At 58.0% G+C, this 21,153-nt stretch carries 23 protein-coding genes; 9 read left to right on the top strand and 14 right to left on the bottom strand.

Annotated elements, in window-relative coordinates:
* Window positions 1–74: 74 nt before the first annotated feature.
* Window positions 75–1,271: a sugar transporter gene (locus ACWHWP_RS11740; RefSeq protein WP_447855625.1), complete on the top strand. Its 1,197-nt coding sequence runs from the start codon at window positions 75–77 to the stop codon at window positions 1,269–1,271.
* A 96-nt stretch (window positions 1,272–1,367) separates the two neighbouring features.
* Here the strand turns inward: ACWHWP_RS11740 and ACWHWP_RS11735 are convergent, their stop codons facing one another.
* Window positions 1,368–2,033, bottom strand: a complete 666-nt coding sequence (locus ACWHWP_RS11735) for a MarC family NAAT transporter (protein ID WP_023311775.1) — start codon at window positions 2,031–2,033, stop codon at window positions 1,368–1,370.
* Between the two features lie 255 nt (window positions 2,034–2,288).
* On the opposite strand from ACWHWP_RS11735, the gene marR reads away from it, so the two are divergent.
* Genes marR through marB form a run of 3 tightly spaced genes read left to right on the top strand, consistent with a single transcriptional unit; the run spans window position 2,289 to window position 3,376 of the window.
* Window positions 2,289–2,723 (top strand): multiple antibiotic resistance transcriptional regulator MarR, encoded by a 435-nt coding sequence (marR, locus tag ACWHWP_RS11730; RefSeq protein WP_025756418.1) that lies wholly within the window; start codon window positions 2,289–2,291, stop codon window positions 2,721–2,723.
* 20 nt (window positions 2,724–2,743) lie between these two features.
* Window positions 2,744–3,124 carry an MDR efflux pump AcrAB transcriptional activator MarA gene (gene marA, locus ACWHWP_RS11725; RefSeq protein ID WP_008502237.1) on the top strand — a complete coding sequence of 127 codons (381 nt, stop codon included), beginning with the start codon at window positions 2,744–2,746 and terminating at the stop codon, window positions 3,122–3,124.
* 33 nt (window positions 3,125–3,157) lie between these two features.
* Window positions 3,158–3,376: a multiple antibiotic resistance protein MarB gene (gene marB, locus ACWHWP_RS11720; RefSeq protein ID WP_047348538.1), complete on the top strand. Its 219-nt coding sequence runs from the start codon at window positions 3,158–3,160 to the stop codon at window positions 3,374–3,376.
* A 32-nt stretch (window positions 3,377–3,408) separates the two neighbouring features.
* Here the strand turns inward: marB and eamA are convergent, their stop codons facing one another.
* On the bottom strand, window positions 3,409–4,311 hold the full coding sequence (gene eamA, locus ACWHWP_RS11715; RefSeq protein WP_447855624.1) for an O-acetylserine/cysteine exporter: 903 nt from the start codon (window positions 4,309–4,311) through the stop codon (window positions 3,409–3,411).
* A gap of 194 nt (window positions 4,312–4,505) precedes the next feature.
* Between eamA and ydeE the strand changes: the two genes are divergently transcribed.
* Window positions 4,506–5,699: an efflux MFS transporter YdeE gene (ydeE, locus tag ACWHWP_RS11710; RefSeq protein ID WP_447855623.1), complete on the top strand. Its 1,194-nt coding sequence runs from the start codon at window positions 4,506–4,508 to the stop codon at window positions 5,697–5,699.
* A gap of 49 nt (window positions 5,700–5,748) precedes the next feature.
* On the opposite strand, the gene zinT is transcribed toward ydeE, so the two are convergent.
* From zinT to ACWHWP_RS11670, 8 genes are all read right to left on the bottom strand, one after another.
* A complete protein-coding gene (gene zinT, locus ACWHWP_RS11705) occupies window positions 5,749–6,390 on the bottom strand; it encodes a metal-binding protein ZinT (protein ID WP_447855622.1) in 642 nt (213 codons plus the stop codon).
* 52 nt (window positions 6,391–6,442) lie between these two features.
* Window positions 6,443–7,141 (bottom strand): urea ABC transporter ATP-binding subunit UrtE, encoded by a 699-nt coding sequence (gene urtE, locus ACWHWP_RS11700; protein WP_059310118.1) that lies wholly within the window; start codon window positions 7,139–7,141, stop codon window positions 6,443–6,445.
* 9 nt (window positions 7,142–7,150) lie between these two features.
* The gene (gene urtD, locus ACWHWP_RS11695; RefSeq protein WP_059310119.1) at window positions 7,151–7,948 is read right to left on the bottom strand and encodes an urea ABC transporter ATP-binding protein UrtD; all 798 of its coding nucleotides are present in this window, start codon (window positions 7,946–7,948) and stop codon (window positions 7,151–7,153) included.
* The gene (gene urtC / locus ACWHWP_RS11690) at window positions 7,948–9,021 is read right to left on the bottom strand and encodes an urea ABC transporter permease subunit UrtC (RefSeq protein ID WP_059310120.1); all 1,074 of its coding nucleotides are present in this window, start codon (window positions 9,019–9,021) and stop codon (window positions 7,948–7,950) included. Before urtC ends, urtD begins: the two co-directional genes overlap by 1 nt.
* Window positions 9,021–10,595: an urea ABC transporter permease subunit UrtB gene (gene urtB, locus ACWHWP_RS11685; protein ID WP_447855621.1), complete on the bottom strand. Its 1,575-nt coding sequence runs from the start codon at window positions 10,593–10,595 to the stop codon at window positions 9,021–9,023. Before urtB ends, urtC begins: the two co-directional genes overlap by 1 nt.
* Before the next feature lie 23 nt (window positions 10,596–10,618).
* Window positions 10,619–11,890 (bottom strand): urea ABC transporter substrate-binding protein, encoded by a 1,272-nt coding sequence (urtA, locus tag ACWHWP_RS11680; RefSeq protein ID WP_447855620.1) that lies wholly within the window; start codon window positions 11,888–11,890, stop codon window positions 10,619–10,621.
* Window positions 11,891–12,090: 200 nt separating this feature from the next.
* Window positions 12,091–13,194, bottom strand: a complete 1,104-nt coding sequence (locus tag ACWHWP_RS11675; RefSeq protein WP_063428157.1) for a cobalamin-independent methionine synthase II family protein — start codon at window positions 13,192–13,194, stop codon at window positions 12,091–12,093.
* A 156-nt stretch (window positions 13,195–13,350) separates the two neighbouring features.
* Window positions 13,351–13,764: a rhodanese-like domain-containing protein gene (locus tag ACWHWP_RS11670; RefSeq protein WP_059310124.1), complete on the bottom strand. Its 414-nt coding sequence runs from the start codon at window positions 13,762–13,764 to the stop codon at window positions 13,351–13,353.
* 73 nt (window positions 13,765–13,837) lie between these two features.
* Here ACWHWP_RS11670 and ftrA point away from each other — a divergent pair, with 73 nt between their 5' ends.
* Window positions 13,838–14,845, top strand: a complete 1,008-nt coding sequence (gene ftrA, locus ACWHWP_RS11665) for a transcriptional regulator FtrA (RefSeq protein ID WP_447855619.1) — start codon at window positions 13,838–13,840, stop codon at window positions 14,843–14,845.
* 52 nt (window positions 14,846–14,897) lie between these two features.
* Entirely contained in the window at window positions 14,898–15,434 is a 537-nt protein-coding gene (locus tag ACWHWP_RS11660; RefSeq protein WP_447855618.1) for a dihydrofolate reductase family protein, read from the top strand.
* A 167-nt stretch (window positions 15,435–15,601) separates the two neighbouring features.
* Here the strand turns inward: ACWHWP_RS11660 and ACWHWP_RS11655 are convergent, their stop codons facing one another.
* Window positions 15,602–15,964 carry a hypothetical protein gene (locus ACWHWP_RS11655; protein ID WP_059310127.1) on the bottom strand — a complete coding sequence of 121 codons (363 nt, stop codon included), beginning with the start codon at window positions 15,962–15,964 and terminating at the stop codon, window positions 15,602–15,604.
* 241 nt (window positions 15,965–16,205) lie between these two features.
* Here ACWHWP_RS11655 and ACWHWP_RS11650 point away from each other — a divergent pair, with 241 nt between their 5' ends.
* The gene (locus ACWHWP_RS11650) at window positions 16,206–16,436 is read left to right on the top strand and encodes a DUF2554 family protein (protein WP_447855617.1); all 231 of its coding nucleotides are present in this window, start codon (window positions 16,206–16,208) and stop codon (window positions 16,434–16,436) included.
* Here the strand turns inward: ACWHWP_RS11650 and ACWHWP_RS11645 are convergent, their stop codons facing one another.
* On the bottom strand, window positions 16,437–18,401 hold the full coding sequence (locus ACWHWP_RS11645) for a peptidase U32 family protein (protein WP_059310129.1): 1,965 nt from the start codon (window positions 18,399–18,401) through the stop codon (window positions 16,437–16,439).
* An 80-nt stretch (window positions 18,402–18,481) separates the two neighbouring features.
* A complete protein-coding gene (locus tag ACWHWP_RS11640; RefSeq protein ID WP_447855615.1) occupies window positions 18,482–19,009 on the bottom strand; it encodes a helix-turn-helix domain-containing protein in 528 nt (175 codons plus the stop codon).
* A gap of 92 nt (window positions 19,010–19,101) precedes the next feature.
* Between ACWHWP_RS11640 and ACWHWP_RS11635 the strand changes: the two genes are divergently transcribed.
* Window positions 19,102–20,268, top strand: a complete 1,167-nt coding sequence (locus ACWHWP_RS11635) for a benzoate/H(+) symporter BenE family transporter (RefSeq protein WP_063956305.1) — start codon at window positions 19,102–19,104, stop codon at window positions 20,266–20,268.
* Here ACWHWP_RS11635 and ACWHWP_RS11630 read toward each other — a convergent pair.
* Window positions 20,248–21,120 (bottom strand): helix-turn-helix transcriptional regulator, encoded by an 873-nt coding sequence (locus tag ACWHWP_RS11630; protein ID WP_047348556.1) that lies wholly within the window; start codon window positions 21,118–21,120, stop codon window positions 20,248–20,250. The two genes, ACWHWP_RS11635 and ACWHWP_RS11630, sit on opposite strands and share 21 nt — an antisense overlap.
* Window positions 21,121–21,153: the final 33 nt, after the last annotated feature.

Here is a 21,153-nt window from a genome sequence, read left to right as displayed (position 1 = left end):
ATGGTTGAGTTTTCGCCGTTCAACGTTTTAAGATCGTCTCCTCTTCTTTTCAGCAACGAATCTCCGACATCCCTATGACAACGAACACAGTTTCCCGCAGGGTTGCGTGGCTACGCGTGGTCACGCTGGCCATTGCCGCGTTTATTTTTAACACCACAGAATTTGTTCCGGTTGGGCTGTTGTCTGACATCGCTGAAAGTTTCCAGATGGAAACGGCTCAGGTGGGCATTATGTTGACCATCTACGCCTGGGTGGTGGCGCTGATGTCCTTGCCGTTTATGCTGCTGACCAGCCAGATAGAGCGGCGCAGGCTGCTGATCGGTCTGTTCGTACTGTTCATCGCCAGCCATGTTTTGTCGTTTATGGCGTGGAATTTTATGGTGCTGGTCATTAGCCGAATTGGCATTGCCTTTGCCCATGCGGTGTTCTGGTCGATCACCGCGTCGCTGGCTATTCGCCTGGCGCCGGCGGGTAAACGTGCTCAGGCACTAAGCCTGCTGGCGACCGGTACCGCGCTGGCGATGGTGCTGGGTCTGCCGATTGGCCGCATCGTGGGGCAATACTTCGGCTGGCGTACCACCTTCTTCGCCATCGGCATGGGCGCTCTGATTACGCTGGTATGCCTGATAAAACTGCTGCCCGCGCTGCCCAGCGAGCATTCTGGCTCGCTGAAAAGCCTGCCGCTGCTGATGCGCCGCCCCGCGCTGCTGAGCATCTACCTGCTGACCGCCATCGTGGTGACGGCCCATTACACGGCGTACAGCTACATTGAACCGTTTGTGCAGGTTGTGGCGGGCTTTAGCGCCAGCTTTGCCACCGTTTTACTGTTGATCCTCGGCGGTGCGGGCATCATTGGCAGCGTGCTGTTCGGAAAGCTCGGCAACCGCCATGCCTCCACGCTTGTGAGCAGCGCCATCGGCCTGCTGCTGGCCTGCCTGCTGCTGCTGATGCCCGCCGCGGGCAGCGAGAGCCATCTGGCGATCCTCAGCCTGTTCTGGGGCGTGGCGATCATGGTGATTGGCCTGGGCATGCAGGTGAAAGTGCTGGCTCTGGCGCCGGATGCAACGGACGTGGCGATGTCGCTCTTTTCCGGCATTTTCAATCTGGGCATTGGCGCGGGGGCGCTGGTGGGAAATCAGGTCAGCCTGCACCTGTCAATGTCGGCGATTGGCTATCTGGGCGCCATTCCGGCACTGGTGGCGCTTGTCTGGTCAGTGCTCATCTTCCGTAAATGGCCGGTGGCGCTGGAGGAACAGGGGCAGCACGGGTGAGGGTTGTTGGTGCCGGGTGGCGGCTTCGCCTTACCCGGCCTACGAAATCCGTCTTTTTGTAGGCCGGGTAAGCGAAGCCGCCACCCGGCAATCACATCAATGATAAGTCTTAATAATTTCCAGCACGCCGTTAATAATAAACTGCACGCCCATACAGACCAGCAAGAAGCCCATCAGACGGGAAATCGCCTCAATGCCGCCCTTGCCTACCCAGCGCATAATGGCGCCGGAGCTGCGCAGCGACGCCCACACGATAACCCCGATAATCGCAAAAATCAGCGGCGGCGCAACCGTCAGCACCCAGTCCGGGAAGGTTGCGCTGTCGCGCACCGTCGACGCGGAGCTGATGATCATCGCGATGGTGCCCGGCCCCGCCGTGCTCGGCATGGCAATCGGCACAAAGGCGATATTCGCACTCGGTTCGGTTTCGAGCTCTTCGGATTTACTGGCCGCTTCGGGCGACTCATGAGCCTTTTGCGCCGGGAACAGCATGCGGAAACCGATAAAGGCCACGATCAGCCCCCCGGCGATGCGCAGGCCAGGGATGGAGATCCCGAAGGTATTCATTACCACCTGGCCGGCGTAATAGGCCACCATCATGATGGCAAACACGTACACCGAGGCCATCATCGACTGATGGTTCCGCTCGGCGCTGTTCATATTCCCTGCCAGCCCGAGGAAGAGCGCCACCGTCGTTAACGGGTTAGCCAACGGCAGCAAGACCACCAGCCCAAGGCTGATTGCTTTAATTAAATCCAACATAGTGCGTTGTTGTCCTTATCCATATTTAACTCAGCAATTATAGGGGGAAAGTGTGTCATTCAGCCACGGGCGCAACGTAAGGATTATTTTCCTTGAGAAAAGATAACTGACAGTTATCTATATGATTTGAAAGACCTCAAAAAAAGTTCATGAAACGTTTTAGCAATTCGTGGCATCGGCCGACTCATTCAGTTGACTTATACTTGCCTGAGCAATAATATCTGCCGTGACTAACTACTTGCCAGGGCAACCATTGTGAAAAGCACCAGTGATATCTTTAACGACGTTGTTCCGCTGGGTCGTCTTATTCATATGGTAAATCAGAAAAAAGATCGCCTGCTCAACGACTATCTGTCACCGCTGGATATCACCGCAACACAGTTCAAAGTGCTGTGTTCCATTCGCTGCGAAGTGTGTATCACACCGGTTGAGCTGAAAAAGGTGCTCTCTGTCGATCTGGGTGCGTTGACCCGCATGCTCGATCGTCTCGTCTGCAAAGGATGGGTAGAACGAAGCCCTAACCCCAATGACAAACGCGGCGTACTGGTGAAGCTGACCAGCGATGGCGCGGCCATGTGCGAGCAATGTCATCAATTAGTAGGACAAACACTGCATCAGGAACTAACAAAAAACTTAACGGCAGATGAAGTGGCAACCCTTGAGCTCTTGCTGAAGAAAATACTGCCGTAAACAGAAAAAGAGGTATGACGATGTCCAGACGCAATACTGACGCTATCACCATTCATAGCATTTTGGACTGGATCGAAGATAACCTGGAATCGCCGCTCTCCCTTGAAAAAGTGTCAGAGCGTTCAGGTTACTCCAAATGGCACCTGCAACGGATGTTCAAAAAAGAGACCGGCCATTCATTAGGACAATACATTCGCAGCCGCAAGCTGACGGAAATTGCCCAGAAACTGAAAGAAAGCAATGAGCCGATCCTTTACCTGGCGGAGCGTTACGGATTTGAATCGCAGCAAACCCTGACGCGTACGTTCAAGAACTATTTTGACGTGCCGCCTCATAAGTACCGAATTACCAGCGTGCCGGGCGAATCCCGATACCTGTATCCGTTAAAACACTGTAGTTAATCATCGCCTGTAACAGACGTAACCGAGGAAATCATGAAAGTTACCGCCTCCGCCGCCCTCGCCTTGCTGGTGCTGTTCTCCAGCCAGACCTTCGCGGAGCAAACCCCTCGTGCAACGCAGCAAAATAATCCTGATACGATGATTTTGCCGTCAGCACATGACCAGACGCCTTATGATTTCAACCATATGGGTGCTGGTAGCGACAAATCCGACGAATTAGGCGTGCCTTATTATAATCAGCACGGCCTCTGATTCGTTTTTGCCCCGCAGACGCGGGGCTTTTTTTATGCCTTTCTTACCCGCGTCGCCCGACGCACGCGCAGGCCAAAGACATTAATGTACAGCCCGGCCATGATCAGCACGGCGCCCAGCAGCTGCAGCGCGCTCAGCGTTTCATCCAGTAACAGTGCCGCACTGGCAAGCCCCACCACCGGAACCAGCAGGGATAACGGCGCGACGCGCCAGGTTTCATAGCGGCCCAGCAGCGAACCCCAGATCCCGTAGCCCACAATGGTGGCGACAAAGGCCAGATAGACCAGCGAAAGAATGGTGGTCAGGTCGATCTCGACCAGGCTGTTGAGCATGACCTGCGGGCCATCCAGAATCCACGCCGCGACCATAAACGGTAAGATGGGGATCAGGGCGCTCCACACCACCAGGGACATCACCTGCGGGCGCGCCTCGTGCTGCATAATTAGCTTGTTGAAGATATTCCCGCAGGCCCAGCTCAGCCCCGCCGCCAGCGTCAGCATAAAGCCCAGCAGCGCCACGTGCTGACCATTCAGGCTGGCCTCTATCAGCACCAGCACGCCAAACACCGCCAGCGTAATTCCCGCCAGCTGTTTACCCTGCAGGCGTTCGCCAAACACAAACGCGCCGAGAATAATGGTAAAGAACGCCTGTGCCTGTAAGACCAGCGAGGCGAGACCGGCCGGCATACCGAACTTGATGGCGCAGAAGAGAAACGCAAACTGGCCAAAGCTAATGGTCAAACCGTAGCCCAGCAGCAGTTTTAAGGGGATTTTGGGACGGGCGACGAAGAAGATGGCCGGGAACGCAACCAGCATAAAACGTAAACCGGCCAGCATAAGCGGAGGCATGTTGTGCAGCCCCAGCTTGATGACCACAAAATTGAGTCCCCATACTACGACCACCAGCAACGCCAGCAGCCCGTCTTTACGCGTCATACCCTGCCCCTGAATTATTAATAATTTGTTAACACTTCAAGGTAACAGAAAAAAGTACGCCACGAGAAGATCATTAATTCTGGCAGTCAGGCGAAGCACTTACGGATAAATTGGGCGCTATACAAGCCCCTTATGTCGTGATACTCCTTTTAGAACACAACATAAAAAAGCATAAGCATTTGTCGGGCAGGAATATGAAACCATCTCTCAGGCGCTCAACCGCGGCGCTGCTGGCATCGTCATTGTTATTAACCATCGGTCGGGGGGCAACGCTGCCGTTTATGACCATTTATCTCACGCGCGTCTACAGCATGAGCGTCGAGAATATCGGTTATGCCCTGACGATTGCGTTGACCATTGGCGTGGTATTCAGCCTGGGGTTTGGCATTCTGGCCGACAAATTCGATAAAAAACGCTACATGCTGATCGCCATCGTGGCCTTTATCACCGGATTTGTGGCGATCCCGCTGGTGGGTAACGTCACGCTGGTGGTGCTGTTCTTTGCGCTAATCAACTGCGCCTATTCCGTTTTTTCGACGGTGCTTAAAGCCTGGTTCTCCGACGTGCTGACCTCCAGTGAAAAAGCCCGCGTTTTTTCGCTGAACTACAGCTTCCTGAATATCGGCTGGACGATCGGGCCGCCGATTGGCACCCTGCTGGTGATGTACAGCCTTCAGCTCCCGTTCTGGCTGGCGGCCTTCTGCGCCGCGCTGCCGCTGGGGTTTATCCATTTCTTTGTGCAAAAGAGCGTGGCGTTAGATTCCGCCGAGGAGAAAATGCCGTGGCAGCCGTCGGTACTGCTGAAGGACCGCGCGCTGTTCTGGTACACGCTCTCTGGCCTGCTCGCGTCATACGTCGGCGGCTCGTTCGCCACCTGCATTTCGCAGTATGTCCTGGCCGCGCATGCGGACAGTAATTTCGCCGAAAAGGTGGTCGCCGTGGTGCTGCCCGTCAACGCCGCCGTGGTGGTGACGCTGCAGTATGCGCTGGGTCGCAAGATCTCTGCCCGCAATATTCGCCCGCTGATGACCGCAGCCACCCTGTTCTTCATCGTGGGGCTGGCCGGCTTTATGCTCTCCGGTGAAAACCTGGTTTACTGGGGCATCGCTGCCGCCATCTTTACGCTGGGTGAGATTATCTATGCGCCGGGCGAATACATGCTGATCGACAACATCGCCCCGCCGGGGATGAAAGCCAGCTACTTCTCCGCCCAGGCGCTGGGCTGGCTCGGTGCGGCGGCAAACCCGATGATCACCGGTATTATCCTGACCAACCTGCCGCACTGGTCGCTGTTCGTGATTATGATGGCCGCCATTGTGGTCGCATGGCTGATGATTTTACGCGGGATGAGCGTGAAGGCGTGGTGCGAAACGCCCAACGTGGCGTAGCGCCTGTAGGCCGGGTAAGGCGGAGCCGCCCCCCGGCAACAGCAACAGCCTAGTGGTGCAGCATCTCCTCCACAACCTGCTGTTTATACATCTCGTTCGGATAATAGGTTGGCCAGTTATCCATCTCCTTCAGCAGCGCCTCGTGGGAGGTGTTGCCCATAAAGATGTGGAAATGCGAAGAGGCCTTCGGCGCGATGGTGTGGTCGCTGAACTGAACAAACTTCGGTGCCTTGCTGCCGGCATCCTTACACTCAAACAGATAGCGAACGCCCTTTTTCCCCGATGCGTAGGTCAGGATTTTGTAGCCGCTGTAATCATAGCGACAGCTGCTGACCGTTTTGCCCTTATGAAATTCTATCACGTTATTTTCGATGCCGATGGCATCCACGTCCGTCGCGTAACCCGTGCGATAATAGGCTTTTACCTGGTCGAAGGATTTGCTTTTATCCTTCCGGGCCTTTTGTTTAAAGACCGGATCCAGCGAGCCGTCCTGCAGGAAGGGATAGACGGACTGCCAGGTACCGTCCCAGTCCGACAGCGGTCTGTCCTTAACGTCTTTGTCCTCAAAGACGCCATTCGCCGCCTTTTGTTCCGCTTCGCTCATCGCGTGCCCGTGTGAATGGGCAAACAGCTGGCCGCTGACCAGCATCGCCCCCAGAGTCATGGCAAATTTCCCAATATGTGCAGCCAAAATAACACCCTCGTTCCGTTTTATAAGAACCATAATGTTATATTATAACATTTCAGATCGCAACCAGCCCGCGAACGCCCTCCTGCTCCATGTTTTCTCCTCGCCCGCGCTGAATAATGGTGCCGCGCGACATCAGCAGGTAGCTGTCGGCCAGCTCCGCGGCAAAGTCGTAAAACTGCTCGACCAGCAGGATCGCCATATCCCCCCGGTTCGCCAGGGTGCGGATCACCTGGCCTATCTCCTTAATCACCGAAGGCTGTATGCCTTCCGTGGGCTCATCGAGGATCAGCAGCTGCGGGCGGCTCGCCAGCGCGCGGCCAATCGCCAGCTGCTGCTGCTGCCCACCGGAGAGATCGCCCCCGCGGCGGTGCTTCATCTCTTTGAGCACCGGGAACAGCTGCCAGATCTCGTCCGGCACCTGCTTCGCGTCACGGGGGGAAAAGCGCGACAGCCCCAGCAGGAGGTTCTCCTCCACGGTCAGGCGCGGAAAAATCTCCCGTCCCTGCGGGACGTACGCGACGCCAGAGTGCACCCGCTGGTGCGGCTTGCTGTGGGTGATCTTTTTGCCCTGCCAGATGACCTCCCCGGTTTTCGCCGGGATCAGCCCCATCAGACACTTCAGCAGCGTGGTTTTCCCTACGCCGTTGCGCCCCAGCAGGCAGGTGACTTCGCCGGTGACGGCCTCAAAGCTCACGCCGCGCAGGATATGGCTTCCGCCGTAATACTGATTCAGTTCGTTGACCTGTAGCATCACCTCTCCTTAACGTCCCAGATAGACCTCAATCACCTGCTCGTTGGCCTGCACCTCGCGAAGCGATCCCTCCGCCAGCACGCGCCCCTGATGCAGCACCGTCACGCGATCGGCGATGGTTTCCACAAAACCCATGTCGTGCTCCACCACCATCAGGGAATGTTTCCCCGCCAGCGTTTTGAACAGCTCTGCGGTATATTCCGTTTCCGCGTCGGTCATCCCGGCGGCGGGTTCATCCAGCAGCAGCAGGTGCGGGTCCTGCACCAGCAGCATACCAATCTCCAGGAACTGCTTTTGCCCGTGCGATAGCAGCCCGGCGCGGCGGTCCCGCTCGTTGCTTAGGCGAAGCAAAACCAGCATTTCATCGATACGGTCGCGCTGTTCACCGCTGAGCGTTGCCCGCAGGCTCGCCCAGACGGATTTATCGGTTTTCATCGCGATTTCCAGGTTTTCCCACACCGTCAGCGCTTCAAAAACCGTGGGTTTCTGGAATTTACGCCCGATGCCCTGGCGGGCGATGGCCGCAGGCTCCAGCCCGGTCAGATCGACGGACTGATCGTAAATGGCCCGCCCGCTTTTTGGCCGCGTCTTGCCGGTGATCACGTCCATCAGCGTGGTTTTACCTGCCCCGTTGGGCCCAATCACGCAGCGCAGCTCGCCCACGCCGATATTCATCGTGAGATCGGTCAGGGCCTGAAACCCATCAAAATTCACGTTAATGGATTCAAGCTGAAGCACCGGATCGGTCTGCTCGCGGTAGCGGTCGCCGGGCAGCTGGCGGGTGAATAACCCTTCGGCTGGCTGCATTATTTCTCTCCCTTACGAAACAGGCCGTAGACGCCGCGCGGTAAAAACAGCGTGACGGCGATAAAAATCAATCCCAGAAACAGCTGCCAGTACTCCGGCATCGCGACGGTGAAGAAGCTCTTCGCCCCGTTGACCAGCGCCGCGCCAATGACCGGTCCCACCAGCGTGCCGCGCCCGCCCAGCGCCACCCAGATGGCGGCTTCGATCGAGTTCGTCGGCGACATTTCGCCGGGGTTGATAATGCCCACCTGCGGAACATACAGCGCCCCGGCCAGGCCGCACAGTACCGCAGAGAGCGTCCACACCAGCAGCTTGAACCCGCGCGGATCGTACCCGCAAAAGGTCAGGCGGTTTTCGGCGTCGCGAACGGCGGTCAGGATGCGGCCAAACTTGCTCTTCGCCAGAGCAAACCCGGCGCCCAGCGCCAGGAGCAGCAGCAGCACGGTTGCCAGAAACAGCGCGACGCGCGTGGTGGTTTCCGTCACCGAAAATCCGAGCAGCGTGGTGAAGCCGGTAAAGCCGTTATTGCCGCCAAAGCCGGTTTCGTTGCGAAAGAACAGCAGCATCCCGGCATAGGTCAGCGCCTGGGTCATAATAGAGAAATAGACCCCTTTGATCTTCGAGCGGAAGGCAAACCAGCCAAACACCAGCGCCAGCAGTCCGGGGACCAGCACAATCAGCACCAGCGCCCAGGCAAAATGCTGGGTGCCCCACCAGAACCACGGCAGTTCGCTCCAGGAGAGAAACGACATAAAGGCGGGCAGACCGTCGCCGGACGCCTGGCGCATCAGGTACATGCCCATCGCGTAGCCGCCCAGGGCAAAGAAAATGCCATGCCCCAGAGAGAGCATGCCGGCATAGCCCCACACCAGATCCAGCGCCACCGCCACGATGGCGTAGCAGAGGATCTTACCGAGAAGGGTCAGCATCCAGGTCGATAGCGCCAGCGGATGCGTCGCGGGCAGTAAGGCAAAAAACGGCAGTATCAGCAGGCACACCACCAGCAGGCTGCCGGCAATCTGCGTTGTGCGCGGCGCTTTACGCGCCAGCGTTAAGGTCAGCGGCTGGCTCATCAGTCAATTACCCTCCCTTTCAGCGCAAACAGTCCCTGAGGGCGTTTCTGAATAAACAGCACGATCGCCACCAGAATCAGGATCTTACCCAGCACGGCCCCCATCTGCGGTTCAAGAATTTTGTTAAAGATCCCCAGGCCAAACGCCGCGGCGACGCTGCCTGCGAGCTGGCCAACCCCGCCAAGAACGACTACAAGGAACGAGTCGATAATGTAACCCTGGCCCAGCTCCGGCCCGACGTTACCGAGCTGGGAAAGCGCCACGCCGCCCAGGCCCGCAATGCCGGAGCCAAGCCCGAAGGCCAGCATATCGACCCGGCCCGTCGGTACCCCGCAGCAGGCGGCCATGCTGCGGTTTTGCGTTACCGCGCGCACGTTCAGGCCGAGACGGGTTTTATTCAGAATGAGCCAGGTGAAGAACAGCACCAGCAGCACGAAGCCCAGCACCACGATACGGTTCCACGGCAGGGTCAGGTTGGCAAAAACCTGCACCCCGCCGGAAAGCCAGGCCGGGTTCGCCACCTCCAGGTTCTGGGCACCAAAGGTCATGCGCACCAGCTGGATAAGCATCAGGCTAATCCCCCACGTTGCCAGCAGCGTTTCCAGCGGACGGCCATACAAATGGCGAATCACGGTTCGCTCGAGTACCATCCCGATGCCCGCCGTCAGGCAGAATGCGACCGGCAGCGCGATAACGGGATAGAGCGCCAGCCACTGGGGAGCAAGCCCGGCCATCGCCTGCTGCACCATCCACGTGGCATACGCGCCCAGCATCAGCATCTCGCCGTGCGCCATATTGATGACGCCCAGCAGGCCGTAGGTAATAGCAAGACCCAGCGCCGCCAGCAGCAGCACCGACCCCAGCGACAGCCCCATAAACGCCTGGCCCAGCAGGTCACCCCACATCAGCCGATGCTGGATTTGGCTAAGGCTCTCCTGCGCGGCTGCGCGAACCCCGGCGTCAGGCTCGGTTTGTGCCTGAGTAAACGGGGTAAGCCTGGACTCCACGTCCGGATCGTCGGACTGCCCGAGCCGTTCGACCGCCCTGCGGCGCACCTCTGCCTGCGGGCTGGCAAGCTGGAGATTCGCCACCGCCAGCAGCAGCGCCTGACGCGCCACCGCGTCCGTTTCATCCTTTAGCCGCGTTTCAAGAAATGCCAGCATCGCGGGCTGGGCATCCCGCTGGAGCTGGCGCGCCGCCGCGCGCCTTTCGATTACGCTGTCACTGACGAGCTGATGGGTGGCGATGGCCGTTGCAGCAAGCACCCGCAGGCGGTTAGTCAGGCGAACGGCTTTGGTTGGCCCCGCAGCCGCCTGGCTTTCACCGAGCGGAATGACGTCGCCATTACGCTGTGCAAAGGCGTGCTTCTGCGCGTCGACGTAGAGGTTCTCCTTTTGCAGCGCCTGGAGCAGCGGCAACCTTGCCGCATCCGGCGACGCGGCCCACTGCGTCAGCAGTTCCGCCTGCTGGCTGCGGCTGGCGGCAACAAAACGATCGGCGTCCGATGCCTGCGCCATCCCTGGCAGCAGTCCGGTAAGCCATACAAGCGCGACAAGCGTGCGTATGAGGTTCATGGCTTTCTCCCTGCGGTGATGGCTTAGTTGCTGGCGGTTTTCATCGGCTGGTCGGGTTTTTTATCATTCCCGGCAATGAACGGGCTCCATGGCTGGGCGCGTACCGGCTGTTCCGTCTGCCACACCACGTTAAACTGGCCGTTGCCTTCGATTTCGCCAATCATGACCGGCTTGTGCAGGTGGTGGTTGGTGGCATCCATGGTGAGCGTAAAGCCAGACGGCGCCTTAAAGGACTGGCCGGCCATCGCCGCGCGCACTTTATCCACGTCGGTGCTGCCCGCTTTTTCCACCGCCTGCGCCCACATATGGATACCCACGTAGGTGGCCTCCATCGGGTCGTTGGTCACCACGGTATCGGCGTTCGGCAGCTTATGCGCTTTGGCATAGGCTTTATAGTCCGCCACGAAGGCCCGGTTGGTCGGGTTATCGACGGACTCAAAGTAGTTCCACGCGGCCAGGTTGCCGACCAGCGGTTTGGTGTCGATCCCGCGCAGCTCTTCTTCACCCACGGAGAACGCAACGACCGGCACGTCCGTCGCCTTCAGCCCCTGGTTAGCCAGCTCTTTATAGAACGGAACGTTGGAATCGCCGTTGATGGTCGAGACCACGGCGGTTTTACCACCGGCGGAGAATTTCTTGATGTTGGCGACGATGGTCTGGTAGTCGCTATGGCCAAACGGGGTGTAAACCTCTTCGATGTCCTTATCCTCAACGCCTTTTGAGTGCAGGAAGGCGCGCAGGATCTTGTTGGTGGTGCGCGGGTAGACGTAGTCCGTGCCCAGCAGGAAGAAACGCTTCGCCGCGCCGCCGTCTTCGCTCATCAGGTATTCCACCGCCGGGATGGCCTGCTGGTTCGGCGCCGCGCCGGTATAGAAGACATTCGGCGACATTTCCTCGCCTTCATATTGCACCGGGTAGAATAGCAGGCCGTTCAGCTCTTCGAACACAGGCAGGACGGATTTTCGTGACACCGACGTCCAGCAGCCGAACACCACCGCCACTTTGTCCTGGCTTAACAGCTGGCGCGCCTTCTCGGCAAACAGCGGCCAGTTCGAGGCCGGGTCAACTACCACCGGCTCCAGCTTCTTGCCCAGCACGCCGCCTTTGGCGTTGATCTCGTCAATCGTCATCAGGGCAACGTCTTTCAGCGGGGTTTCGGAGATCGCCATGGTGCCGGAAAGAGAGTGCATGATCCCCACCTTGATGGTATCGGCCGCCTGCACGCCGAAACTCATTCCCATAGCAACGACAGAGGCAGACAACGCGAAGGCTTTTAATAAAGTACGACGGTGCATATTTTCACTCCTGAAAAAGAACGCTGTGCGAAGACGTCCGTTACGGCGTGGACGCGGAAAAATGTCTCAGCGAAGCAGGAGCAAAAAGGATGCCAGAATGGAGAAGGCGCTATTTCAGGACGTGAAACATGGGATGTAAAGAGAACGACTCAGAATGGCACAGCGCTGCACTTTTATAATGCAGCGCCGGGAAAGCGTGATTACCAGACTTCGCTGGCGATCTGCGTCACCAGACGGACTTTGTCCCACTGCTGGGTTTCGCTCAGGCTGTTGCCCTCTTCGGTAGAGGCAAAGCCGCACTGCGGGCTGAGGCAAATTTGATCTTTCGCCACGTACTTCGCCGCCTCTTCCAGACGGGCTTTAATCCCTTCCGGGTTCTCCAGCTCGCCGTTTTTAGTGGTGATAAGACCCAGCACCACCTGCTGCTTGCCCGGGCGAACAAAGCGTAGCGGCGCGAAATCCCCGCTGCGGTCGTTATCATATTCCAGGAAGAACGCGTCAACGTTGACCGTGCCAAACAGCACTTCCGCCACCGGCTCATAGCCGCCCTCGGAGATCCAGGTTGAGCGGAAGTTACCGCGGCAGACGTGCAGGCCGATAGTCAGATCGTCCGGCTTGCCCTCCAGGGCCTTGTTCAGCACGCGGGCATAGATGCGCGCCAGCTCGTCGGCATCATCACCGCGCTCGCGGATCTGGCGGCGCTGATCGTCCGAACAGAGGTAGGCCCAGACGGTGTCATCCAGCTGCAGGTAGCGGCAACCCGCGTCGTAGAAGGCGCGGATGGCGTCGCGCCAGGTGGTCGCCAGATCGTCGAAATAGACGTCCAGGTCCGGATACACGGTCGCATCGATGTCTTTGCGACCGCCGCGGAAATGCAGCACGCTCGGGCTTGGGATGGTCATTTTCGGCTGAGCATTACCGCTGATGCTTTTCAGATAGCGAAAGTCTTCCAGCATCGGATGCTCGCCAAAGCCCAGCTTGCCGGTCACGCGCACGCCGTGGGCTTTGGTTTGCACCCCGTTAAACTGAATGCCCTGCTGTGAATCGTAACGCTCAACGCCCTGCAGGCCGTCGAAGAAGTCGAAGTGCCACCAGGCGCGGCGGAACTCGCCGTCGGTAACCACGTTCAGCCCGCACGCGCACTGCTGCTCAACGACGTGGCGGATAGCGTCATCCTCAACCGCACGAAGCTGTCCGGCGTCAATTTCGCCGCTGGCAAACTTCTGGCGAGCCTGTTTGATCGCATCCGGGCGTAAAAAACTGCCGACTACATCGGCGCGGAACGGGGCGTGGTGTCGTTGCATGGAAATCTCCTCAGCCTGCCGGCGATAATTGCCGGCAGTGATAATTCATTATTTGAAGTTTTAGACTTCTGGATGTCTAAATGTCCAAAAAAGATGTCATACCTGTCCTTTTCCGGCAAACGAGAAAATTTCACGGGTGTTGAAAAAAATTCATGTTCACAGGGCGGCGGCGGTTTCGCTGCTGGCAAAGGTGAACTTTTCATCTTCCCAGCCGGTGATGCCCCCGAGCATGATTTTGACCGGCAGCCCCAGACGCGCCAGCTTCAGCGCGGCCCTGTCCGCGCCGTTACAGTGTGGCCCCGCGCAGTAGACGACGAACAGCGTGCCTTCAGGCCATTGTGCCATGCGCGCCGCGCTAATCTGGCTCCACGGCATATGCAGTGCGCCAGGCACGTGACGGCGGGCAAACTGCTCCGGGCTCCCCACCACGTGCAGCAGCACGAAGTCCTGCTCGTGGTTGGCGATAGCGTGATGCACGTCCGCACAGTCGGTCTCGACGCTCAGGCGACGCAGAAAATGGGTGACGGCCTCCTGCGGCTCGGCAGCCGGAAATTCAGTAACATAGCTCATGTTTCTTCCTCATCTTTGGCGTTTGTGATAACACTACTCTATCCACAAATTCAGCTCGTGAATGCGCTCGCGTATGCCAGAAAACAGCAAAAAGATGACAAACTTAAGACAAACTCCCCGCCCGAAGGTGGTCGTGCTGGCGTATGACGGCCTGTGTACCTTTGAGTTTGGCGTGGCGGTGGAGATCTTCGGCCTGCCGCGTCCCGAGCTGGGAGACGAGTGGTATCGTTTTGCGGTGGCAGGCGTAGATAGCGGTGAACTTCGGGCGACGGGCGGGATCCGCATCATTACCGACGGAGATATTTCCCTGCTTGAGTCTGCCGACCTGATCGTCGTACCGGGCTGGCGGGGTCTGGATGCACCGGTTCCGGGCGCGCTCTGCAGCGCCTTACGTCAGGCCAGCGCGCGGGGCTGTCAGCTGCTGTCCATCTGTTCGGGCGTGTTTGTTCTGGCCGCCGCGGGGCTGCTGAACGGGCGCAAAGCCACGACGCACTGGCGCTACCTTGACGCGCTTAAGGCCCGCTACCCGGACATCAACGTGGTCGAGGATGTGCTCTACCAGGACGAAGGGAATATACTGACCTCCGCAGGCAGCGCGGCGGGGATCGATCTCTGTCTGCACGTCGTGCGCCGGGACTATGGAATGGAAACCGCCAACAGCGTGGCGCGTCGGCTGGTCATTCCCCCGCACAGGGATGGCTCGCAGCCGCAGCAGCTGAGCCGCCCGGTGGCGCAGCTGCGGGAAAGCCAGCGTCTGGGCCAGCTGTTTGATTTTTTGCATACGCATCTTGTTGAGCCGCACAGCGTCGACTCGCTGGCGCGTCGGGTAGGCATGAGCCAGCGCACCTTTCTTCGTCGCTTCGAGGCGGCAACGGGAACAACGCCCGCGCGCTGGTTACTCAATGAACGCCTGCTGCGGGCCAAAGATTACCTGGAAAGCAGCCGCTTAAGCATCGACAGCATCGCTGAGCAGACCGGGTTTGGGCAAGCATCGACGCTGCGCCATCATTTCCGCCAGCAGTTCGCGCTTTCCCCGGCCCAGTATCGCAAACAATTTTCACGTCCCGACGCTGCCCGCTGAGGGGGCGGTCTGGATATCGATACGTTGATGACGCAGGAATACGAAGCACCCGATGGTCACCACACACGTTTTTATCGCGGTCAGCCTTGATGGCTACATCGCCCGGGAGAATGACGACATCGACTGGCTGCTGCAGCGCGATGACCCGACAGAAGATCATGGCTATGCGGCGTTCATCGCCGACAAAGAGTGGATCGTTATGGGTCGGGGGAGCTACGAGAAGGTGTTGACCTTTGACGCATGGCCTTATGACCGCCCCGTGCTGGTGCTCTCCCGACAGCTGGCCGACACGCCCGTGCCGGCGGCGCTAAAGGGCAAAGTGCAGTTTTCCAAACTCACGCCAAAGGAGGCTCTCGACGATCTGGCCGCGCAAAACGTCCATCGCGTCTATCTCGATGGCGGCCGGGTGATACAGTCGTTCCTGCGCGAAGGGCTGGTTGCCGATATGGTTATCACCACCGTTCCGGTTCTGCTCGGGTCGGGAAAATCGCTGTTCGGCGCCCTTCCCCGGGATATCGATTTAAAGTTGGTATCGAGCCGCAGCTTCCCTTCGGGCCTGGTGCAGTCGCACTATCGTGTAACGCCATAAAGCCACGCCAGCGCCGCTGCGGGCAAAAAAAAACCGCCATTAACTGGCGGTAAATGCTTGCATGGATAGATTTGTATTTTGGTCTCTACGTCCCGACACTCCATGGCCGGGCAGCGGATCCCTTACAACCTACCACTATTCATCTTAACGAACCCTAAACAGCGCTATTAACCTGCCTGGGTATTGATTTGCAAATAACGCATCAGGCCCTGCTCCGCACTCTCTCTGGCATCATCATTGATGGCCTCAAGATAAAACGAGCGCGAAACGCCATACGGTGCTTTTTCAGACGGATATACGGCAAACTGGAATGTTTTTCCGCGCGCTTTGTGGGTACAGCCTAATTCCCAGCGTTCGTCATTAATTTTGGTGCTATTACAGTCGACGTGACCGTAATCGCTGGTTAAATAAGACCCTACGCGAGCTTCTGCAGAGTGAATATATTCCGGTTCATCATCGTTGATATAGCGAAACCCGGCGGTTGCCCCAACAGCGACCACGAGAAGCGCAAGCATCATTATTTTTTTCATTTAACAGACCCATTCCTTAGCCAGAGGATTCCTATTATATAGGATTATTCTCTAAATCTAATGTCCAATTTTGTACCAGAAATGGCGGTTAATCATCAGTAAATTAATTTTAAGAAAAATCTCACTCCGACGTAAATTCGACAAAACCTGACAATCACTTTGCGTTAATTTGAATTACCGAATAATAACACGATGGAATTATTGGCATGATAGCTCCGCGTTCTCATTCAGCGGTGAAACCATGATAAAAAAAGGGTTATGTTTCGTCATGCTTATCTGCGCGCTGTTCTCAGGCCAGATTATGGCCGGACACAAAGGGCATGAATATATATGGGTAAAGAATGTGGAGCATCAGCTTCGTCATGAAGCCGACAGCGATGAGTTGCGAAGCGAGGCAGAAGAGTCGGCGGAGGGTTTGCGCGACCACCACCTGTGGCAGAAATCGCGCAAACCGGACACGCACGTTCGGTAATTAGCTGCCCTTGCGCTTTGGCAGGGTTTTCATCAGATCGTCGGGGCTAACGGACGCCACAATGCTGCCGGGCTGCGGCATTTTGAAGATGTGGTTTTTCATCTTGCCAATCACGTGCATTTCGCAAGGACGGCAGTCAAATTTAAGGGTCAGAACTTCGTCCCCATTCACCAGCTGCATCGGGGTGGCCTTCCAGCTTTTGATATTCCCTTTCGCCTGCTTCGGACACAGGTTAAACGCAAAGCGGAGGCAGTGCTTGGTGATCATCACCGGCACGTCGCCCTTCTCTTCGTGCGCTTCATAGGCCGCGTCGATCAGCTGCACGCCGTGACGATGATAGAACGCACGGGCCTTATGGTTGTAGACGTTGGCGAGGAAGGACAAATGCGTATCCGGGTAAACGGGCGCCGGAACGGCTTCGGCTTTACGGCTGCCGCGCGGATACTGCGCCAGGCGCGCGGCATCGAGCATCTCTGCCGTTTCGCGACGGAACTGGTTAAGCAGGCTGTTCGGCACGAACAGCGCGTCCGGCAGATTCACGTCGATAGCGCGCGCATAGTAAATCGTCTGACCCAGCTTCGCCACGCCGTCCTTCAGGCTGTTAAGCGCTTTTTCCGCGTTGTTTGCCACCTCGAACAGACCGTCAAGCGTATGCGTCACGCTGATCCCGTCCTCACAGGTCATGGTCAGAATAAGCTGCTCTTCCCAGCCGCCCAGCTCAATGTCCACCGCGATGCGGCGTTCGCTGGAGGTTTTCAGCAGCGCCTGCTGCCAGTTATGATCGAGGTTACGGTTAAGCGCCGCGTTCGGCCGCGCTTTGTAGAGATCGGCCGGCATTTCGTTCGGCCACACGCGGTAGCGGTTCTCACCGGTTTTTTCCACCGTATTGGCGCGGAAGCCCACCACCTCACGCTTGATCATCACGTTAAGGCCGTCGCCGTTCGCCAGCGGCTCCGTCACTTCAACGTCAAGGTGATCTTTCGCCACCTTCAGCACTTCGCCGACCGGTAAACCGATAAACTTCGGTGAATCAAACGCGCCGATATCCCCTTTACGGGCATTCACAAAATAGTCCGTGCTGCCGCGGTGGAACGTTTTGTCCGTTGACGGAATAAAGAAATGCTCGGTACGACCGGCCGACGCGCGCGCCAGGTCGCCGCGGTCTTCAATAATGGCGTCCAGCATCTGGCGATAGTGCGCGGTGATGTTCTTCACGTAGCTCATGTCTTTGTAGCGCCCTTCAATCTTGAAGGAACGCACGCCTGCGTCGATCAGCGCGCCCAGGTTAGCGGTCTGATCGTTATCCTTCATGGAGAGCAGGTGTTTTTCAAACGCCACGACGCGTCCCTGATCGTCTTTCAGGGTATACGGCAGGCGGCAGGCCTGAGAACAGTCGCCGCGGTTGGCGCTGCGGCCCGTCTGGGCGTGGGAAATGTTGCACTGGCCGGAATAGGCGACGCACAGCGCGCCGTGGATAAAGAACTCAATCGTCGCGTCGGTCGCCTGATGAATATCGCGGATCTGATTCAGGTTAAGCTCGCGCGCCAGAACGATCTGCGAAAAGCCAACGTCGGAGAGAAACTTAGCTTTCTCTACCGTGCGGATATCGCACTGGGTGCTGGCGTGCAGTTCAATGGGGGGAATATCCAGCTCGAGCACGCCCATGTCCTGAACAATCAGGGCATCGACGCCGGTCTGGTAGAGATCGGTAATCAGACGTTGCGCAGGCTCCAGCTCATCATCATGAAGAATGGTGTTCAGGGTCACGAACACTTTCGCCCCGAAACGGTGGGCGAACGGCACCAGTTCAGCAATATCGCTCAGGCTGTTGCTGGCGTTATGGCGGGCACCGAAGCCAGGGCCGCCAATGTAGACGGCGTCTGCCCCATGAAGGATCGCTTCACGGGCAATGGCGGCGTCGCGGGCCGGGCTTAAAAGTTCAAGATGATGGGATTGCAGGCGCATACTTCGTCGTTATCCGTTATGGTCAAAATGGCGGCTATTGTAGTCAGAAGTATGCGTCAGCGAAACAGTTTTGCGTAGCCTCAGCGGGGATAATGAATCAGGGAGTGAAAATGCACCGTCCGGTCGCTGCTGTTGCGGTAGGCGTGCGGTTTATCGCCGGCAAAACGGATGCCCGAATCGGCGGAAATTGACTGCCATTCGCCGTCAATTTTCATCTCCAGTTCGCCGCTGATGACCACCACGTGTTCGATCACTCCCGCCTCGTGCGGCGTGGACTCGCTCAGGGCACCGGGTGCCAGCGTGATGGAGAAATGATCGAACCGGAGCGTCTCATCCCACGGGAAAAGCGGTTTAACCACCATCGCCTGCTGCTGCGGGTCAAACACCGCCTGGCGGTCCGCCTCCGGCGTGATGAACGTGGAAAACGGGACGTTCAGCCCTGTAGCGATTTTCCACAGCGTCGACACCGTTGGGCTGGATTCATTGCGCTCAATTTGCCCGAGCATGGCTTTTGACACGCCGGTTTCGTCCGCCAGCTTCGACAAACTCCAACCGCGCGCCTGACGCAGCGTTTTCAGCGTTGTTGCAAGATGTAGTGTGATGTCCATGTTCCCTCCTGGTGATACGTAGCATACCACTTGTACGTTATAGCGCACAGTGTTACCTTATCTCGGACGTTATAACGCACAATGGAGTTTTCATGCGCCCTTCCTCACATTTTGTTCCCACCGTACTGGCTGGGTTTGTCGCCGTTCTGGTGGGTTACGCCAGTTCGGCAGCCATCATCTGGCAAGCCGCGGCTGCGGCAGGCGCCAGCGCGCAGCAGATAGCGGGCTGGATGACCGCGCTGGGAATTGGAATGGGCGTCAGCACGCTGGCGCTTTCCTGGTGGTATAAAGCGCCCGTGCTGACCGCCTGGTCAACGCCCGGCGCGGCGCTGCTCGCCACCAGCCTGCACGGCGTGACGCTGGCTGAAACGATCGGCGTATTCATCTTTGCCAATGCGCTCATTTTACTCTGCGGCATCACCGGCTTATTCGCCCGGCTGATGAAGCTGATCCCCCATTCCCTTGCCGCCGCCATGCTGGCAGGCGTGCTGCTGCAGTTTGGCCTGCACGCGTTTGCGCACCTGGAGGGACACTTTCTGCTGTGCGGCAGCATGATTGCGGCATGGCTGATAGCAAAAGCGCTGGCCCCGCGCTATGCCATCGTGGTCACGCTGCTGGTGGGCGGTATCGTGGCATGGGCGGGCGGTGACGTTGTCACCGATAGGCTTACCCTCTCTCTGGTAATGCCTGAATTTATTGCCCCCGCCTTCACCTTTACCAGCCTGGTGAGCATTGGCGTGCCCTTCTTCCTGGTAACCATGGCTTCGCAAAATGCGCCTGGCTTCGCCACGATGAAAGCCTCCGGTTACCCGCTGGCGGTCTCGCCGCTCATTATCGTTACCGGTGGACTGGCGCTGCTGCTTTCGCCCTTTGGCGTCTTTTCCATTTGCATTGCGGCGATTACCGCCGCCATTTGTCAAAGCCCGGACGCGCACCCGGATCCCGCAAAGCGCTGGCTGGCAGCCATCGCTGCCGGCGGTTTCTATCTGCTGGCGGGGATTTTCGGCGGGTCCATTACCGGGCTGATGGCCGCCCTGCCGCTCAGCTGGATCCAGACGCTGGCCGGTCTGGCGCTGCTGGGAACCATCAGCGGGAGCTTGTATCAGGCGCTGCATCACGAAGCGGAGCGCGACGCGGCCATCGTCACGTTTCTGATGACCGCAAGCGGCGTCACGATCCTGGGGATTGGCTCGGCATTCTGGGGGCTGGTGCTGGGCGGCGTATGCTATGCCCTGTTTTCACGCGCTCGCCGCGCGTAGCTGCGACGGCGTCATGCCCGTCACGCTGCGAAAGCGGTTGCTAAAGTGGCTGGCGGAGTTAAACCCGCAGGCCAGCGCGATGTCCGTCAGCGGCGTTGAGGTGTGCTGCACCAGGGCTTTCGCTTTTTCCATTCTCCTTTGCATCACGTACTGATGCGGCGCCAGCCCCGTCGACTGGCGGAACATGCGGGCAAAATGGTATTCGCTGAGGGCGGCCTGGGCCGCCAGTTCGGCCAGCGTCAGGGGCTGGCCCAGGTTCTCTTCGATAAACGCCAGCACGTTACGCAGAACAAACGGCGATAGCCCGCCGGTGACGACCGGCAGCTTCCACTGCACGTTTGAGTAGTTTTGCAGCAGATGGGTCAGGAGCAGCGTAGAGGCCGTGCTCAGGGTGAGCTGGTTGGCGTGCTGCTGCCAGTCGCAGCCAAGCAAAAACTGGCGATACAGCGCGGTGATCTTCGGATCGCTGCCAAAAATACGTTCGTCCAGGGTCAGCGAAAGCGGCCGCTTGTCCCAGATTTTTTCGCCCACGTCGCGCAGGTGTTCATCGGTACAGTAGAGATGCACAAACGACAGATCGTCCCGGATATCCCACGTCGATTCGCTCTCTTTGGGCATCAAACAGAAACGGTCCGGCCCCCCGCCGTTCTTCCAGCCGCCCGGCGTTTTTTGGTAGCTTTCGTAACCGTCTGCCACGTACAGGCTCAGGGTATGATGGTTACTTTTTACCGTTATCGTATCGTGCTTGTTGTACCACGCTGCCAGCTGAATACCCGAATTCAGCGAGACGGTTTCCCGCAGGACTGCATTCTGTTGGCAAAGCGTTTCAAAGGTATCGTAAGCGTGAGACATAACCATTAGCGCGTGATGGACTGGAATGTCAGT

The organism is Enterobacter sp. WI-ESBL-E8, assembly GCF_053364895.1.
Note: the sequence above shows the minus strand (reverse complement) of the source record. Positions and strands in the feature narration are given on the sequence as shown.

What these genes read in the sequence shown, in the direction of transcription:
- ACWHWP_RS11655 (WP_059310127.1), bottom strand. Translation starts at nt 15,964, where the DNA reads ATGAAAAAAATAATGATGCTTGCGCTTCTCGTGGTCGCTGTTGGGGCA.
- ACWHWP_RS11660 (WP_447855618.1), top strand. Translation starts at nt 14,898, where the DNA reads ATGGTCACCACACACGTTTTTATCGCGGTCAGCCTTGATGGCTACATC.
- ACWHWP_RS11735 (WP_023311775.1), bottom strand. Translation starts at nt 2,033, where the DNA reads ATGTTGGATTTAATTAAAGCAATCAGCCTTGGGCTGGTGGTCTTGCTG.
- urtE (WP_059310118.1), bottom strand. Translation starts at nt 7,141, where the DNA reads ATGCTACAGGTCAACGAACTGAATCAGTATTACGGCGGAAGCCATATC.
- ftrA (WP_447855619.1), top strand. Translation starts at nt 13,838, where the DNA reads ATGCCAGAAAACAGCAAAAAGATGACAAACTTAAGACAAACTCCCCGC.
- urtC (WP_059310120.1), bottom strand. Translation starts at nt 9,021, where the DNA reads ATGAGCCAGCCGCTGACCTTAACGCTGGCGCGTAAAGCGCCGCGCACA.
- ydeE (WP_447855623.1), top strand. Translation starts at nt 4,506, where the DNA reads ATGAAACCATCTCTCAGGCGCTCAACCGCGGCGCTGCTGGCATCGTCA.
- ACWHWP_RS11630 (WP_047348556.1), bottom strand. Translation starts at nt 21,120, where the DNA reads ATGTCTCACGCTTACGATACCTTTGAAACGCTTTGCCAACAGAATGCA.
- ACWHWP_RS11645 (WP_059310129.1), bottom strand. Translation starts at nt 18,401, where the DNA reads ATGCGCCTGCAATCCCATCATCTTGAACTTTTAAGCCCGGCCCGCGAC.
- urtA (WP_447855620.1), bottom strand. Translation starts at nt 11,890, where the DNA reads ATGCACCGTCGTACTTTATTAAAAGCCTTCGCGTTGTCTGCCTCTGTC.
- marA (WP_008502237.1), top strand. Translation starts at nt 2,744, where the DNA reads ATGTCCAGACGCAATACTGACGCTATCACCATTCATAGCATTTTGGAC.
- ACWHWP_RS11675 (WP_063428157.1), bottom strand. Translation starts at nt 13,194, where the DNA reads ATGCAACGACACCACGCCCCGTTCCGCGCCGATGTAGTCGGCAGTTTT.
- ACWHWP_RS11640 (WP_447855615.1), bottom strand. Translation starts at nt 19,009, where the DNA reads ATGGACATCACACTACATCTTGCAACAACGCTGAAAACGCTGCGTCAG.
- eamA (WP_447855624.1), bottom strand. Translation starts at nt 4,311, where the DNA reads ATGACGCGTAAAGACGGGCTGCTGGCGTTGCTGGTGGTCGTAGTATGG.
- ACWHWP_RS11650 (WP_447855617.1), top strand. Translation starts at nt 16,206, where the DNA reads ATGATAAAAAAAGGGTTATGTTTCGTCATGCTTATCTGCGCGCTGTTC.
- urtB (WP_447855621.1), bottom strand. Translation starts at nt 10,595, where the DNA reads ATGAACCTCATACGCACGCTTGTCGCGCTTGTATGGCTTACCGGACTG.
- marB (WP_047348538.1), top strand. Translation starts at nt 3,158, where the DNA reads ATGAAAGTTACCGCCTCCGCCGCCCTCGCCTTGCTGGTGCTGTTCTCC.
- ACWHWP_RS11635 (WP_063956305.1), top strand. Translation starts at nt 19,102, where the DNA reads ATGCGCCCTTCCTCACATTTTGTTCCCACCGTACTGGCTGGGTTTGTC.
- urtD (WP_059310119.1), bottom strand. Translation starts at nt 7,948, where the DNA reads ATGCAGCCAGCCGAAGGGTTATTCACCCGCCAGCTGCCCGGCGACCGC.
- ACWHWP_RS11740 (WP_447855625.1), top strand. Translation starts at nt 75, where the DNA reads ATGACAACGAACACAGTTTCCCGCAGGGTTGCGTGGCTACGCGTGGTC.
- ACWHWP_RS11670 (WP_059310124.1), bottom strand. Translation starts at nt 13,764, where the DNA reads ATGAGCTATGTTACTGAATTTCCGGCTGCCGAGCCGCAGGAGGCCGTC.